13 protein-coding genes, 2 tRNA genes and 1 pseudogene are annotated in these 14,305 nt (G+C 66.3%); 9 read left to right on the top strand and 7 right to left on the bottom strand.

Features of this window, described 5'->3' with window-relative positions:
• On the bottom strand, nt 1-1,113 hold the full coding sequence (locus tag ACIQJ5_RS13310) for a DUF4192 family protein (protein ID WP_402844684.1): 1,113 nt from the start codon (nt 1,111-1,113) through the stop codon (nt 1-3).
• 171 nt (nt 1,114-1,284) lie between these two features.
• Between ACIQJ5_RS13310 and ACIQJ5_RS13315 the strand changes: the two genes are divergently transcribed.
• From ACIQJ5_RS13315 to ACIQJ5_RS13325, 3 genes are all read left to right on the top strand, one after another.
• On the top strand, nt 1,285-1,470 hold the full coding sequence (locus tag ACIQJ5_RS13315) for a hypothetical protein (RefSeq protein WP_231091446.1): 186 nt from the start codon (nt 1,285-1,287) through the stop codon (nt 1,468-1,470).
• Nucleotides 1,471-1,543: 73 nt separating this feature from the next.
• Nucleotides 1,544-2,992 carry a cardiolipin synthase gene (cls, locus tag ACIQJ5_RS13320; protein ID WP_402844686.1) on the top strand — a complete coding sequence of 483 codons (1,449 nt, stop codon included), beginning with the start codon at nt 1,544-1,546 and terminating at the stop codon, nt 2,990-2,992.
• Between the two features lie 40 nt (nt 2,993-3,032).
• Nucleotides 3,033-3,761: a hypothetical protein gene (locus tag ACIQJ5_RS13325; protein ID WP_402844688.1), complete on the top strand. Its 729-nt coding sequence runs from the start codon at nt 3,033-3,035 to the stop codon at nt 3,759-3,761.
• Nucleotides 3,762-3,781: 20 nt separating this feature from the next.
• On the opposite strand, the gene ACIQJ5_RS13330 is transcribed toward ACIQJ5_RS13325, so the two are convergent.
• Nucleotides 3,782-4,774, bottom strand: a complete 993-nt coding sequence (locus ACIQJ5_RS13330) for a diacylglycerol kinase family protein (RefSeq protein ID WP_231091449.1) — start codon at nt 4,772-4,774, stop codon at nt 3,782-3,784.
• 61 nt (nt 4,775-4,835) lie between these two features.
• On the opposite strand from ACIQJ5_RS13330, the gene serS reads away from it, so the two are divergent.
• From serS to ACIQJ5_RS13355, 5 genes are all read left to right on the top strand, one after another.
• The gene (gene serS / locus ACIQJ5_RS13335) at nt 4,836-6,101 is read left to right on the top strand and encodes a serine--tRNA ligase (protein WP_402844691.1); all 1,266 of its coding nucleotides are present in this window, start codon (nt 4,836-4,838) and stop codon (nt 6,099-6,101) included.
• A complete protein-coding gene (locus ACIQJ5_RS13340) occupies nt 6,098-6,904 on the top strand; it encodes an HAD family hydrolase (RefSeq protein WP_231091451.1) in 807 nt (268 codons plus the stop codon). The genes serS and ACIQJ5_RS13340 overlap by 4 nt, the downstream gene beginning before the upstream one ends.
• Nucleotides 6,905-7,003: 99 nt before the next feature.
• Nucleotides 7,004-7,088: transfer RNA gene (locus ACIQJ5_RS13345), tRNA-Ser, on the top strand.
• Nucleotides 7,089-7,163: 75 nt separating this feature from the next.
• Entirely contained in the window at nt 7,164-8,474 is a 1,311-nt protein-coding gene (locus ACIQJ5_RS13350) for an LCP family protein (protein ID WP_402844693.1), read from the top strand.
• Nucleotides 8,475-8,561: 87 nt separating this feature from the next.
• Nucleotides 8,562-8,655, top strand: a tRNA-Ser gene (locus tag ACIQJ5_RS13355).
• On the opposite strand, the pseudogene ACIQJ5_RS13360 reads toward ACIQJ5_RS13355, so the two are convergent.
• From ACIQJ5_RS13360 to ACIQJ5_RS13375, 4 genes and pseudogenes are all read right to left on the bottom strand, one after another.
• Nucleotides 8,634-9,242 (bottom strand): annotated as a pseudogene (locus ACIQJ5_RS13360) (tyrosine-type recombinase/integrase); the annotation flags it as partial. The gene ACIQJ5_RS13355 and the pseudogene ACIQJ5_RS13360 overlap by 22 nt on opposite strands.
• 378 nt (nt 9,243-9,620) lie before the next feature.
• Nucleotides 9,621-10,160, bottom strand: a complete 540-nt coding sequence (locus ACIQJ5_RS13365) for a hypothetical protein (protein ID WP_402844695.1) — start codon at nt 10,158-10,160, stop codon at nt 9,621-9,623.
• A 132-nt stretch (nt 10,161-10,292) separates the two neighbouring features.
• Nucleotides 10,293-11,720, bottom strand: coding sequence for a P-loop ATPase, Sll1717 family (locus tag ACIQJ5_RS13370; RefSeq protein WP_402844697.1), 1,428 nt, complete (start codon nt 11,718-11,720; stop codon nt 10,293-10,295).
• Nucleotides 11,721-12,230: 510 nt separating this feature from the next.
• Nucleotides 12,231-13,460 carry an MFS transporter gene (locus tag ACIQJ5_RS13375; RefSeq protein WP_402844699.1) on the bottom strand — a complete coding sequence of 410 codons (1,230 nt, stop codon included), beginning with the start codon at nt 13,458-13,460 and terminating at the stop codon, nt 12,231-12,233.
• Between the two features lie 82 nt (nt 13,461-13,542).
• On the opposite strand from ACIQJ5_RS13375, the gene ACIQJ5_RS13380 reads away from it, so the two are divergent.
• A complete protein-coding gene (locus ACIQJ5_RS13380) occupies nt 13,543-13,848 on the top strand; it encodes a helix-turn-helix transcriptional regulator (protein ID WP_231091454.1) in 306 nt (101 codons plus the stop codon).
• A gap of 41 nt (nt 13,849-13,889) precedes the next feature.
• On the opposite strand, the gene ACIQJ5_RS13385 is transcribed toward ACIQJ5_RS13380, so the two are convergent.
• Nucleotides 13,890-14,255: a VOC family protein gene (locus ACIQJ5_RS13385; protein ID WP_231091455.1), complete on the bottom strand. Its 366-nt coding sequence runs from the start codon at nt 14,253-14,255 to the stop codon at nt 13,890-13,892.
• Between the last annotated feature and the right edge of the window lie 50 nt (nt 14,256-14,305).

The raw sequence follows: 14,305 nt of genomic DNA on the forward strand, positions 1-14,305 counted from the left end.
TCACGGTTCCACCGGGGTGAACGCCCAGCCCGGCAGATGACCGCGGGAGGAAAGCTCATCGATGATCTCGGCGAGGCGCTGGCCGGGATCGACGGAGAGCGCGGCGCGGGCGTACACGCCGGCATGTGTTCCCCACCCGAGCGCCCATGCGGTCCAGGCGGCCGACGCCAGTGCGGCGCCCCGGAATCGTCCGGAGGCCAGGGCAGCGAGGCCTCGCAGCAGGTGGAGCGCCTGATGCAGCCGCGCCTGGTCCGGCCGGGGCCCCTCGCCGGCGAGAAACAGCGGACCCGCCGGATAGTCACCGGTCTCCTCCCATTCCAGCTGCGCCTCCAGGACCTGATGGGCGGCACCGGCTCCGTGGCACCAGTGGGCGAGGGCGACGTCGCGCACCGACGGGCGAGCGAGGCACCACAGCAGCAGCGCGGCTCGTTCGTCGGTGAGGATGTCGTCGTCGAGGGACTCGAACTCCAGCGCGGTCTCCCAGGCGGTCGCGACATCAGTCAGCTCCATGAGGATCCGCGCCCCCTGCGCGTTGAGGTCGCCCGCGCGATCGGCGCCAGGGCAGGTCTGTGACCGCAGGACGTCCGCAGCTCGCTCGGTCTCGGCGAGCGCCTCGGACACCCGGCGTCGACGTTCCTTCGGCGCGCGCACGAGGGTGCTGCCGCCCGCCTGATCGCCGGCCGGTGTCACCAGACCCGCCGGCGCGAGACGTGAGATCTCCTCCAGCGAGCGCGGCGAGGGCGTCCGCTCGTCACGATAGCTCGCCCAGCCGTTCTCGGCGATGGCGAGTGCATCGATGACGAACAGTCCGCACGCATCCGCACGGATCCGGAGCGCGTCGAGCACCTCGCGCGCGCCGGATTGTTCGAGCTCGCCGTCCGCGTACACCGCGAGCACCACGGCATCGACGTCGGGGACGCGGCACACCGTGCCGATGGTGGTCGCGGCGAACGCGTCGACATCGTGGGCGACGCGGTCCACGCGCAGCATGGCGAGGGAGCGGCCGGCGCGGAAGGGGATGGCGACCACGCTCTCGCGCGGCACGTAGCCCGCGAGATGGGGGATGAGCGCGAGGAGCTCGGCGGAGGAGTCTGCGGTGATGATCGTTCTCATGGCCCGATGGTCGCAACGGGAGAGGGCACGGGGTGGAGTCTGTCGACAGCCCTCACGAGCGTGACCGGCGGGTTCACGCGGATGCGTGGGGGACGACGGGGGAAGTTCCTGCCTGGGGAGGACGCAATGGCTCCGATCACGCGCCCAGGAGCCGCGGCGTAGCATGGAGTCATGGACTTCTGGCTCGCAGCTCTCTGGTCGCTCCTTCCCACGGCCGTGGTCCTCGTCGTGTTCTTCTTCGTGCTGCGCGGCATCATTCGCTTCGACCGGTCCGAGCGCAAGGTGTACGCACAGATCGAGGCGGAGGAGCGGGCCAAGCGCGGAATGCCCGCGGCGGACGCCACGAGCGCCGACTGAACCCGCACGCGCGACGGCCCGTGAGAGCGGGGAGTGTCGTACCCGGACGCTAGGCTGAAGGCCGGGAGGACACGTGATCACATGGTGGGTCGTGGTCGGCATCGCCGTCGACCTCGCCATCCGCATCGCCGCGATCATCATCGTGCCGCGGAACCGGCGCCCCACTTCGGCCACGGCCTGGCTGCTGGCGATCTACTTCATCCCCTACTTCGGGGTGCTGCTCTTCCTCCTCATCGGCAACCCGCGTCTGCCGCGTGCACGTCGTCGCAAGCAGTCGCTGGTCAACGACTACATCCGTGAGGCGAGCGCCAACCTCGATGCGCGCTCGTCGGAGGAGGGCCAGCCCGCCTGGTTCACGTCACTCGTGCGCATGAACCGACGCCTGGGCGCGATGCCCATGCTGGATCACAACGACGCCCACCTCGAGCCGGATTACGAGGCCAGCATCAACCGGATGGCGGATGAGATCCGCCGCGCCGAGAAGTTCGTTTACATCGAGTTCTATATCTTCCAGGCCGACGCCACCACGGAAACGCTGTTCCAGGCCATGGAAGACGCCACCGCACGCGGCGTGACCGTGCGGGTGCTGCTGGATCACTGGGCCAATCGCTGGAAGCCCTATTACCGTGCCACCCTTCGCCGGCTCGACGCGATGGGTGCGAAGTGGCATCTGATGCTGCCGGTGCAGCCATTGCGCGGCAAGACGCAGCGACCCGACCTGCGCAACCACCGCAAGCTTCTCGTCGTCGACGGCACCGTGGCGTGGATGGGCTCGCAGAACATCACCGACTCCAGCTACAACCTGAAGAAGAACATCAAGCGAGGTCTGCACTGGGTGGACCTGATGGTTCGGCTCGAAGGCCCCGTCGTCTCGTCGGTGGCCGCCGTCTTTCTCACCGACTGGTTCACCGAGACCGATGAGTTGATCTCGGACGGTGACGTGGCCATCGCGCCGCCGAGCTCCGACGGCAACCTGCAGTGCCAGATCGTCCCCTCCGGGCCCGGGTTCGAGGTGGAGAACAACCTCCGGATGTTCGTGGCCCTGCTCTACGCGGCGCAGGAGCGCATCAACATCATCAGCCCGTACTTCGTCCCCGATGAGGCGCTCCTGCTCGCGATCACCTCCGCCGTCCAGCGCGGGGTGAAGGTGGAGCTGTTCGTCTCGGAGATCGGCGACCAGGCCATCGTCTGGCACGCCCAGCGCAGCTACTACGAAGCGCTGCTGCGCGCCGGCATCCGCATCTGGATGTACCGGCAGCCGTACATCCTGCACACGAAGGGGCTGACGATCGACGACGACATCGCAGTCGTGGGCTCCAGCAACATGGACATGCGATCGTTCGGCCTGAATCTGGAGGTCTCGCTTCTGGTGCGCGACGCCGGGTTCGTCCAGGAGATGCGCGCTGTGGAGGACCAGTACCGCGAACTGAGTCGCGAGCTGACGAGCGAGGAGTGGTCGAAGCAGCCGCTGCGCTCCACGGTCCTGGACAACCTCGCCCGCCTCACGTCCGCATTGCAGTGAACGCTGTGAGACGATCTCGCCATCGGGGACACTGAAGGGTATGAGCACCATGCGACCCCTTCTCACCGGATCCGTGCTGGCCGTGGCCGCGCTCCTCACCGGGTGTGCCACCAACACCGCAGCCCCGGGGGAAGCTCCGCAGTCTCCGACGCCCACCCCGACCGAGCCGTCGATGAGCGGTGACTGGACGGCATCGCCGCCGAGCCTCGAGAATGCCTCGGTCGTCTGGCTGGACGGTGGGAAGGCACTGGGCGTCGTCACGTGGGGAAGCGGCAGCCGGTCGTGTTACCCCGTGGTGCAGGATGTGACCGTCGCCAACCAGGACATCGACGTCGTCCTGGCCGCGCCCACCGTGGACGGAGTGTGCACGCAGGATCTGCGCGAGCAGCTGCTTCTGGTGGGGCTGCCCGAAGGCGTCGACTCGAAGGCGGCAGCCACCGTGACGCTGAGCACCGCGCAGGAGTCGCAGGAGATCGCGCTCGCCGCCCGCCCGGCGGATGCTGCCACGACGCCCGCGGGTGAGCTGTCCGCCACTCTCACCCCGCTCGGGGTGGTGCTGATCTCCTACGGATCCTCCAGCTGCCCGCCCGTCGTCGACACGATCGATGGCACCACCGTGACATTCACCACCATCGAGCAGGCATGCACGATGGACTACTCGCCGCGAGCGACCCTGCTCGACATCCCGGATGTCGCCGTGGGCACCCAGCTGAACCTCGTGAGCCTGGACGGCGCCGCCGATCCGGTCGCCGTGACCGTGCAGAACTGACTCCCGGTGATGGTCTCCGCTCAGGCGGGGACCATCACCACCAGGCCGCCTCGTTCGATACGGCCGTCGAGCCCCACGGCTTCGCCCAGCTCATCGCCGTCGAACTCGATCGGCTGCGGCGAGGAGACTGCGGCATCCATCCGCGCGCCCTGCAGGAACTTGACGGCTTTGCTGCCGCGGCTCATCGCAATGACCCGGCGGCCGGTTCGCGTGCGCCCCAGCACGCTGTTCTGCCACCAGACCGTGCGCCAGACGGCCAGCCAACCCCACCACGACCGAGGGCGGAAGATCGCGACGTCGAGCAGGCCATCGTCGATCGAAGCCTCCGGCAGGAGCTGGATCCCCGCGGGCAGCTGGCCGCAGTTCGCCCACAGCACGCTGTGCGCACGAGTGGTGAGGATGCGCTCGTCGTCCACCTGGAACATCACGCGGAACGGGGACACCGTGGTGAGCGAGCGCGCTGCCCCGTCGATATAGGCCACCCAGCCGAACGACTTCTTCAGCTCGTCGCGGGTGTTGCGGATCATCGCAGCGTCCAGTCCGATGCCGGCCATCACCACGAACGCGTGCTCCTGCACCGACCCGTCGGCGCGCTTGACGTTCGCGAAGCCGATGTCGACCGCGCGCCGCTGGCCGGTGAAGGCCGCGCGGACCATCCGCTCCGGCTCGGAGAGCGGCAGCTGCAGGTTGCGGGCGAGGAGGTTGCCGGTGCCGCTCGGGATGATCGTCAGCGGTGTGCCGGTGCGCGCGATGGCCTCCGAGACCGCGCGGACCGTGCCGTCTCCGCCGGCCACGAGCACGACGGCGGCACCCGCGTCCAGGGCCGCGCGGGTGGCCCCCTGTCCCGGATCCTCGATGGTGGTCTCCAGCAGCATCGGCGAGCTCCAGCCGGCGCGGTGCGATGCGGCGATCACGGCGGAGCGCAGATCGGCGCCGTCCACCTTCACCGGGTTGTAGACCAGCGCCGCGAACCGGTCGTCCCGCGGGGCAGCGGGCGAGGAAGGGGCGGGCATGGGGTCAGCCTAGCCTCCGCGCTCGCGCGGCGCGTCCGTGGCCCCGACTACACTGATGAGGGTGATCGATCCCGCACTCCTCCGTGAGAATCCTGACCTCGTCCGCCGCTCTCAGCTGGCCCGTGGCAACTCGCCGGAGTCGGTCGATGAGGCCATCGCCGCGGACGCCGCGCGTCGTGCCGCGATCAACGCCTTCGAGGCGCTGCGTGCGGAGCAGAACGCGTTCGGCAAGACCGTCGCGCAGGCCCCCAAGGAGGACAAGCCCGCCCTCGTCGCGCAGGCCAAGGAGCTCTCCGATCAGGTCAAGGCTGCTCAGGGCGAGGTGACCGCGGCGGAGGAAGCCGCGCAGCAGGCATTCGCGCGTATTGAGAACATCGTCATCGACGGCGTTCCCGCGGGTGGGGAGGACGACTACGTCGTGCTGCGCGAAGAGGGCGTCGTGCCGGAGTTCGACTTCGAGGCACGCGACCATCTGGAACTCGGCGAGATGCTCGGCGCCATCGACATGGAGCGTGGCACGAAGGTGTCCGGCTCCCGGTTCTACTTCCTCACGGGGATCGGCGCGCGGCTCGAGATCGCGCTCATGAACCTCGCGCTCAACCGCGCCGTCGAGGCGGGGTTCACCCCGATGATCGTCCCCACGCTGGTGCGTCCCGAGGTGATGCAGGGCACCGGCTTCCTCGGCGAGCACGCCGATGAGGTCTACCACCTCGACAAGGAGGACCTGTACCTGGTGGGCACCAGCGAGGTTCCGCTCGCCGGCTACCACATGGATGAGATCCTCGACCTCGGCCGCGGCGCGAAGCGTTACGCGGGCTGGTCCACCTGTTACCGGAGCGAGGCCGGCTCATACGGCAAGGACACCCGGGGCATCATCCGCGTCCATCAGTTCAACAAGCTCGAGATGTTCGTCTACACCACGCCGGAGGACGCCGAGACCGAGCACCAGCGTCTGCTGGCTCTGCAGGAGCAGATGATGACGGATCTCGGGCTGGCCTACCGTGTCATCGACACCGCGGCGGGCGATCTCGGCTCCTCCGCTGCGCGCAAGTACGACATCGAGGCCTGGGTGCCCACGCAGGGCAAGTATCGCGAGCTCACCTCCACGTCCAACTGCACGACGTACCAGGCGCGCCGCCTCGACATCCGCTACCGTCCCGACGGCGGCAAGACCACCCCGGTCGCGACGCTGAACGGCACTCTCGCCACCACCCGGTGGATCGTGGCGCTGCTGGAGACGCACCAGCGTGCCGACGGCTCCGTCACCGTGCCGGAGGTGCTTCGTCCCTATCTCGGCGGACTCGAGGTGATGGAGCCCGCCGCGTGAGCACCCGTGCCCTGATCGCGCTCGACGTCGATGGAACGGTCATCCTGGAGGATGGCACTCCGAGCCCCGGAGTCATCGACGCCGTACACGCCGCTGTTGCCGCCGGCCACGAGGTGACGCTCGCGACGGGACGCAGCTGGAACGCGACCCAGCCGATCCTGGAGATGCTCGACATCACCCCCGACTACGTCGTCTCCTCCAACGGCGCCGTGGTCTACCGCCGTGTCGGTGAGGACTACGAGCGCTTCCACACGGAGACCTTCGATCCCACGACCGCCCTGGAACTGCTGCGGGAGCAGCTCCCGGATGCCCACTACATGGTCGAGCTGGAGGACGGCACGCGCCTGTTCACCGAGGAGATGGAGCACTGGAACGTGAAGTCGGGGCATCAGGTCCCCTTCGCCCAGCTCTCCGCACAGCATGTGTCGCGTGTCGTCGTGGTCTCCGCCGAGCACGATGAGGACGACTTCTCCCGTCTGATCGAGGACATCGGCCTCAACCAGGTCTCGTACGCGATCGGCTGGACCGCGTGGCTCGACATCGCGCCGCAGGGCGTGGACAAGGGCACGGCGCTGAAGCTGATCAGCGAGTGGGCGGGCTTCGATCCCGCGCACTCCGTCGTGATCGGAGACGGACGCAACGACCTCGGGATGTTCGAGTGGTCCCGATCGCACGAGGGCACGGCCGTGGCGATGGGGCAGGCTCCGGACGAGGTGCGCGCGGCTGCATCGCTCGTCACCCACTCGGTGGCAGATGGCGGAGTCGCACACATCCTGCACCGGCTCCTCCTCGACGAGTCCTGACGCGCACAGCCGGCGCTGGGTCCCCATCCAGCGCGCGCCCAGCGCAATCGGAGACCATGAGGTCGGATAGACTCGTCCTCACGAGCGGTGCGCCGCTTGGGAGGGTTGTCCGAGCGGCCGATGGACCTGGTCTTGAAAACCAGTGGGCAGCAATGTCCCGTGGGTTCGAATCCCACACCCTCCGCTCTGATCCGGTTCACCCCGGGAGCATCCGCCTGCACGCCACGGGGCTGCAGGTCCCGAGGCTGAAAGGAAGCGTGTGAGCGCAGCGTCCCCCGAACGCTCCCGTCGTCGCACGATCGCACGACACGGTCGGCTCCGCACCCCGCGGCCGATCGCGCAACTGCTCACCCTGGTCGGCGTCGCCGTCGCCACGGTGATGGTCGCAGGCATCGGACTCACCGGTTATGTGACGTACGACCTCGCGTCCTCCTATGCCGCCGATGCGACCGATATCGGGGGAGAGGTCCCGCCGTCGATCGCGGAGATCCAGGGTGGCGCGAACATCCTCGTCGCCGGCACGGACGTGTGCGAGCCGCAGTACGCGCAGTACTTCGGCGACCGGTGTGCTGAAGGGCTGGCCGAGGAAGGGGCGCGCAGCGATGTGAACCTCGTGGTCCACATCTCGGAGGAGCCGCGCAAGATCACGGTGATCAGCTTCCCCCGCGACCTCATGGTCCCGATCCCGGAGTGCACGGACGCGAACGGCAACGTCACCTCGGCGATGAGCAAGCAGATGCTCAACTCCGCGTTCGACACCGGCGGTCTGGCCTGCACGGTGGCCACGATCGAGCAGCTGACGGGCATGGACATCCAGTACGCCGCGTCGGTGAACTGGGGTGGCGTGATGGCGATCACCGATGCCGTCGGCGGTGTCACCGTGTGCCTGGCGAGTCCGATCCGCGACCCCTACACGGGCATCGACTGGCCGGCAGGGGAGCGCACCATCCAGGGGCTTGAGGCGCTGCAGTTCCTCCGCACACGACACGGCGTGGGAAACGGTGGCGACCTCGGGCGCATCAGCAATCAGCAGCAGTACATGTCGCGTCTCGCGAGGAAGATGATGAGCTCGGAAGTGCTCACCAATCCGGCGACCCTGCTGAAGCTCGCCAAGACGACGCTGTCGGCCATCGATCCGTCGACCTCGCTCACCAACCCGGTGACTCTCGTCCAGCTGGCGATGGCCGTGAAGGATGTGCCGTTCGAGGACATCGTCTTCGTGCAGTACCCCGTCTACGACGATCCGTCCGACCCCAACCGCGTCGTTCCGGACGAGGCGGCCGCGAGCATCCTGCTGACGGCGCTGGCCAACAACAGCGCGCTCCAGATCACGGGCGATGCCGGAGTCGGTGTGGTCGCCGAAGGCGCCACCCCGACGGACGGTGCGACCGATGGTTCGACGGATGGTGCCGTGGACGGCACGGACAGCGGCTCGGTCGAGGCTCCCGCGGACGGAGCGACCCTCGAGCCGACGCCGAGCACGGCGCCGGACGGATCGGTGCTGCTTCCGTCGCAGATCACCGGAACGACGGCCGCGCAGAGCACCTGCTCGAACGGCCAGGTGAACTGAGCCCCGCCCGGGGTGCGTGCATTCGCGCATCGCGGCGAGACCGGTTAGTATTGCCAGGTGTGCTTCACTCGCCAGAGTGGAAACCACGGAGACGTCGCATAGTTCGGCCTAGTGCACCACCCTGCTAAGGTGGAGACCCCCTTACGGGGGTCCGTGGGTTCAAATCCCACCGTCTCCGCCATTTTCCCCCTGATCAGAGGGAAATTTCCGGGGCTTTCCTCCTTTCTCATCCTCGTTGTTGGCGTCGTCTTCGCTGGCGCGGGGGTCCCGAAGGGGTCCCGGCTGGCGGTTGAGGCGGTTCAGGGCCTCGATGTTCTGCTGCTCTTCGAGCACGTGCGCGTAGGTCGAGAGGACCGTTCGCGGATCGTCACCAAGCCACTCAGCGACCTGGTTGACGGGGATTCCGGCGCGGAGCCAAGCGGGCGCAGCGTAGTGGCGGAGATGGTGCATCGTGTGGCCGGATGCGGTCGTGGTCCAGGCCGTGTAGCGGCGGAAGAGGTTGCCACGGAGTTGGCGTCCTGTCTTCGTGGTGAGCAGGTAGGTGGGCTTCTTGCCCTGAGCCATCACTTGCGCGATCTCGAATGCGCGGTCGGTCAGCGGCACTGTTCGGTAGCCGCGGTCACTCTTGGGGCCTTTGAGCTCGTGGCCGTCGCTCTGGGCTTTGGCGACATGAAGGGAAGGGGACGGGTCGGTGTGCAGGCCAGCGACGTGCAATGCTCGGGCTTCGGACCACCGGACGCCGCAGAGGGACAGGAACTCGGTGATGTTGGCGTAGCGCGGGCCGAGGTCTCGTTGCCGCTGATTCCAGCGCTTCCGAGTGGGGGATGCAGGTAGCCGAGGTCGCGCTCGATGTCTACGGCTATGGGGTCAGTGATCACTGACTCGGGAGCGGCGGTGGCCGTACTCGGCGGCGCGAGCCTTCGATCTGTCGCGGAGTTGTTGAACATGGCTCCAAACTCGGTGCCCCGTCGTCTCGCGGGCACGCCGGAGTTCAGCGACTACGCGACAAACGGAACGCCACCTCGCATCTGCAACGCAGCAGTCGAACGAGCGAGATATGACCTGGCAAACGGCGCGTTCACGATTGAGGGCCGTCCTGCGCCGATTGAACGTCGTCGTCGGAACTTAGTAAGCCGTGCCGCTGCCCTACATTCGGCCCCAGGACGCCTCTTCGATCAGCCGGAGAACGCCGCGTACATCGCCGCCTTTGGCCAGCCATTGCTGGGGTGACATGCCGTTCAGAATCTCGCCGTCCTCGTCTTCGTGCGCCATCCAGGCCTCGATACCCAACGGGTGCTTCTCAAGCTCCCTGAGGGACTCCAATACTGAGGCCAAGTCGGGTAATACCTTGCCATCGGTGAACTGCCATCGGGGGAGGAGATGATCTCCGCGAGGTAGCCGAGCCACGCTGAAGAGCTTCCCCGTGCTCACGGCCTCGATCACTGCGTCACGGGACCAGCGCAAGAGGCTCGCCACCTCATCAACGCGCAGCGCATCGGCGCATGCGGCGACGTCCGCAGCGAGCATGCTCCGTTCCATCGTCACACGAACGCGCTCGTACGCCTCCGGAGTGAGATCATCCTCCGTAATCTCTGTTTCTTGGAGCAGAAACGCGCGCTCATCGTCAGTAAGCGGGGGATCGTCAATCAGCGTTGGTCGCTGATGCGTGAACTCGAACCCGGACATGCCCTCACAGTAGTTCCAACCTCAGACGCCCTTGAAAAACGCTTCACATGAACAAGGGCCGCGCCGAGGCTCGCTGAGCACGCACGACCTCGTACCTCGGCCGCACGCGCCTAGACAGTCTGTGATCGTTGCCTAGCTCCAGGGTCGGTTCCAAGCGCGAGTTAGAGCGTCGTGGAGCATGAACTCGTATCGGGTCGTGAACCCCGCACCGGAAGTGCGACGGAATACAAAGTCGGTATGATTGCCGTTCTTCACGCCGATCCCGCCTGTCTCGAACATCTGCTTCAGAAGGCTCTTGATCTCGGGTGCATCAAGCTCCCCGTTGAGCTCCTCGACCAAGTAGCTGAAAGTGAATAGGCGAGTTGGGGATGTTCGGAGTGCGTCCTTGAAGCTTGCAACCTGCCGTGCCTTTTCTGCGGGGAGTATACCGGCCAGGTTATCGAATATTTCTCCGACGAAGTACTGCTCGCAATAGTTCCGCACGGCTCGTTTTGCATTCTCCTCGGGAACCTTTCCATTGCCGCCGTACTCAAGCTGTAGGTGCCCCAATAAGGCAACGAGATCGCGGGGTAGAAGTCGGGTGTGATCGAGCAGGAACTCCGCAAGATTTCGATGGGGACCGATCACCACTGGCCTGCTTAGATACTGACCAACGACGCTCGTGACCTCCGGCTTACCAACGGCCGCCTTCTGGGAAACGAGTTTCCAGAGATGGTTGTCTGCTCCAATTCCGTGAGCATGCCAATCGAGATGAACAGCATGTGGTTTCAGCTTGTTGATCTCCGGCCCGGGCAAGAGATCAACAATATCTGAACGTGCCGCCACGACGATCGAAACGGGAAGACCTAGCGCTGATAGTTCGCGGTTAATGGTCCACACTGCCTGCATCAGTCCAGCGAGCGACGTCCATTCATCCTCAAGCTCAAAAAAGAATGAGTCGAGCCCGTCCAAGGCGACGATGTGGATACTGTCGGTGCTGGTAGCCGCAATCTGCTGTCGAATGTAGTAGCTCACGTCCAACGGAGTAATCGACGCTGCATCGAACTGTGCCTCTGCGCCAACTATTTTCGCATCGAATTTCAGCTTAGTGCTAGCCCACCGGGCCACATTCGCTGTCCAGTTGGTGTTCAAGTAGCCGCCCTCTCGGAGGGCTTTCACCATCGTTGTGAAGGAGTTGGGGGCGCGTAGACCTTGGTCGCCATCGAGAGTTTCAAGCACTCGGAGCAGAAGCACGAACTCCCACGCTGCCTGGGAGCGCGCACCTCCGCGTGACTGGCCGGTCGCGATCTTCGTGACATCGTTCACTGGAAATCCAGCAAGGTTCCAGTAAGTGAAGAACCTATTCCACCGTTGCTCCCAATTGAGCCTGATGTTTTCGAGAACGGCTGACTTTCCAGAGCCCTTGGGGCCAAGGACGAGCCAAGCAGACCCGCCAAGAATACCCTGCACTGCCTGGCGGTAGTCGTAGTACCCGTCGCGTAGCAGCTCCGGTTCGTCAGCAGCTTCTTGTGTTGCATCGAGATGCCCGAAGTGCAGTGTAGAGAACTTTGGCGTGGACATGTCGTGATCCTAGTGGGAACTGCCGCCCTCCGCTCCGCTACGGTTGCCAACGGCGGGCTTACTCACGGTGCACAGGCTGCTTGCGACTTCTCCCAGCGCTTCCGCATCCGTCGAGCTGCCGTCTCCTGTAGCCACAGGGCAAATGCCACCTGCACGTCATCGAGGCCACAGCCCAGGTCATCTCCGAGATTCGCCTCCGTCCATGCGCGACGTTCTTCACAGGGGCGCGTTCGAGTAAGAGCATCGATGGACCATCCGAGGTGGCTTCTGGTCGTCCGCGACGCTGTGACTACGCGTCCACCGAAGCCGAGATTCTCGTGGGCCAAACGTGGACAGTCGGCTGGACCGCTTGGTGGGCAATCCGGGCACCGAACTTGGAACCTCGCGGCGTGCCGGAGGCGCTGAACGAACGAGATGCAGTCGGGGGGGGGGGGGGGGGGAGGGTGACGAGCCTGGCGACGAGGCTCCAGCCCAGTGGTGGCGGACCGTATCGGGCGGAGCGCGCCCGCCTCAGTCGCGCCGGCGCAGTCGCATGGTGAACGCGGTGGCAGCCAGCACGATGACGACGATGCCGTAACCCGTGCACACGGCATCGAGCCCGACGGTCCCGACCAGCAAGCCGGCGATCACGGCGGGGATCCCGAAGGCGAGGTAGGCCAGCAGGTAGATCACCGCGAAGGCGTCCGCGCGTGCGTCGGAGGGGATCCGCGGCGCCAGCGACGCCACCACACCGGCGAAGGCCGTGCCGAATCCCATTCCCGTCACCCCAGCGGCGACGAGGTAGAACGCGAGCGATCCGGAGCGCAGGGCGAACAGCGACAGCAGGGTCCCGATCGCCAGGGCCGCGGTGCCGAACAGCACGGTGGAACGTGCCGAGGCCGTACGCAACGCGAGTGCGGTGAGCGCCCCGACACCGGCGAGGAGAGCGACCGCGAGTCCCTGCCAGAGATGCGCCTCGCCGCCGAGTTCGTTGCGGACGATGTTCGCTCCCAGGGAGAGGAACAGGCCACCGGTCGCCCATCCGGCGATCACAGCGGGCGCCGCACGCCAGAAGTCCGCGCGAATCGGGGCCGGAATGGAGAGACGGAGGCTGAGCGAGTGCCATGCGCCCGGACGCAGGGGTGCCGTTTCGGGCGCCAGCAGGAACAGCGCAGCCAGCACGATGTAGATGGCGGTCAGCGGAGCGAACACGTCGAAGAGGGGCTGCCCGGCCACGTCGAGCACGATGCCGGACACCAGCGCCCCCGAAGCGAGTCCGATGCCCGGGCTCAGCGCGTTCCAGAGAGCCGCGACACCCGGTCGCCCGGCAGGGGCCAGATCCAGGGCGGCAGCCGAAAGCGCGGAGATCAGCAGGCCGCTCGCGATGCCCTGCAGGGCGCGGGCCAGAACCAGCAGCATCACGGTCTCGGCGTGCCAGAACAGCGCCATGCTGGTGGCCAGGAGGAGGAAGCCGGTGATGGCGACCGGTCGCCGGCCGACGTGATCCGACAGCGACCCCGCGGTGAGCAGCGTGAGCAGGAGTGCCACGGCGTAGACGGCGAACACCGCACTGATCACGCTCGCATCGAAGCCGATGCGCTGCGCCAGGACAGGGTAGAACGGCGACGGCGCACTCGCGGCGAACATCATGATGATCTGCGCGATGATCGCCAGCGCGAATCCGAACCGGGTGCGTCGTGGCGTTCTCGTTGCAGGGGCAATCGCCGTCGACGGCGAGATGACGGGTTCGGTCGTGGTCATGGTGCACTCCTCAACAGTTCGAACAAAATCGAACTATCGGAGGCTACTCGCTCGCGGGCGATTGTTCAACTATTATCGAACTATGCCTGGCGACCTTCCGCACCCCGAGCGTTCCGAGATCCAGCTCGTCGACGTGCTCTTCGCGCTCAGCGATCCGGAGCGTCTCGCGATCACGCGCCAGCTCGTCGACGGCCCGCTCGACATGGCGGCCTGTCATGCCACCGACCCAAACCTCCCCAAATCCACCAAGTCGCACTTCATGAAGGTGCTGCGCGAAGCGGGCGTCATCCGCAACGAGCCCAACGGACGCCGCCGGATCCTCACTCTGCGTCGAGAGGATCTCGATGCACGCTTCCCCGGACTTCTCGACGCCGTCCTCACCGCGTAGACCGGCGAAAGGTCCCGCTGGTACGTCAGAGCCCTGCAGGGTCAGCCAGCGCCGACCACGCCTTCGAACAGCCCGATGTGGTTGCCGTCGGGATCGACGATCACGGCCCACGCGCTGGTCTCGGTGATCGGCTGTTTGGGTTGCGCGACCGTGGCGCCCGCCTCCTCGGCGAGTGCGATGGTGTCATCGATCGAGTCGACCTCCACGTAGGAGCGTGGCTCGACGAAGCCCTCGCCGCGTGGTGCCAGCCCGCCGCCGGAGATGCCGTTCGGCGCCTGCCACATGGGGTAGCCCTCGAAGCCGGGGATCTCTGCGATCTGCCAGCCGAAGAGCCGGGAGTAGAACTCGGCTCCCCGCTTCAGATCACTGACCGGGATGTCGATGTGGGTGATGTCTCCGTGAGCCATGATGCTTCCTTTCGTCGTCTGGACGAGCCCAGTCTGAACCTCCCCTCCGA

It is taken from the genome of Microbacterium sp. GXS0129, assembly GCF_044769785.1.
Classification (GTDB): domain Bacteria; phylum Actinomycetota; class Actinomycetes; order Actinomycetales; family Microbacteriaceae; genus Microbacterium; species Microbacterium nymphoidis.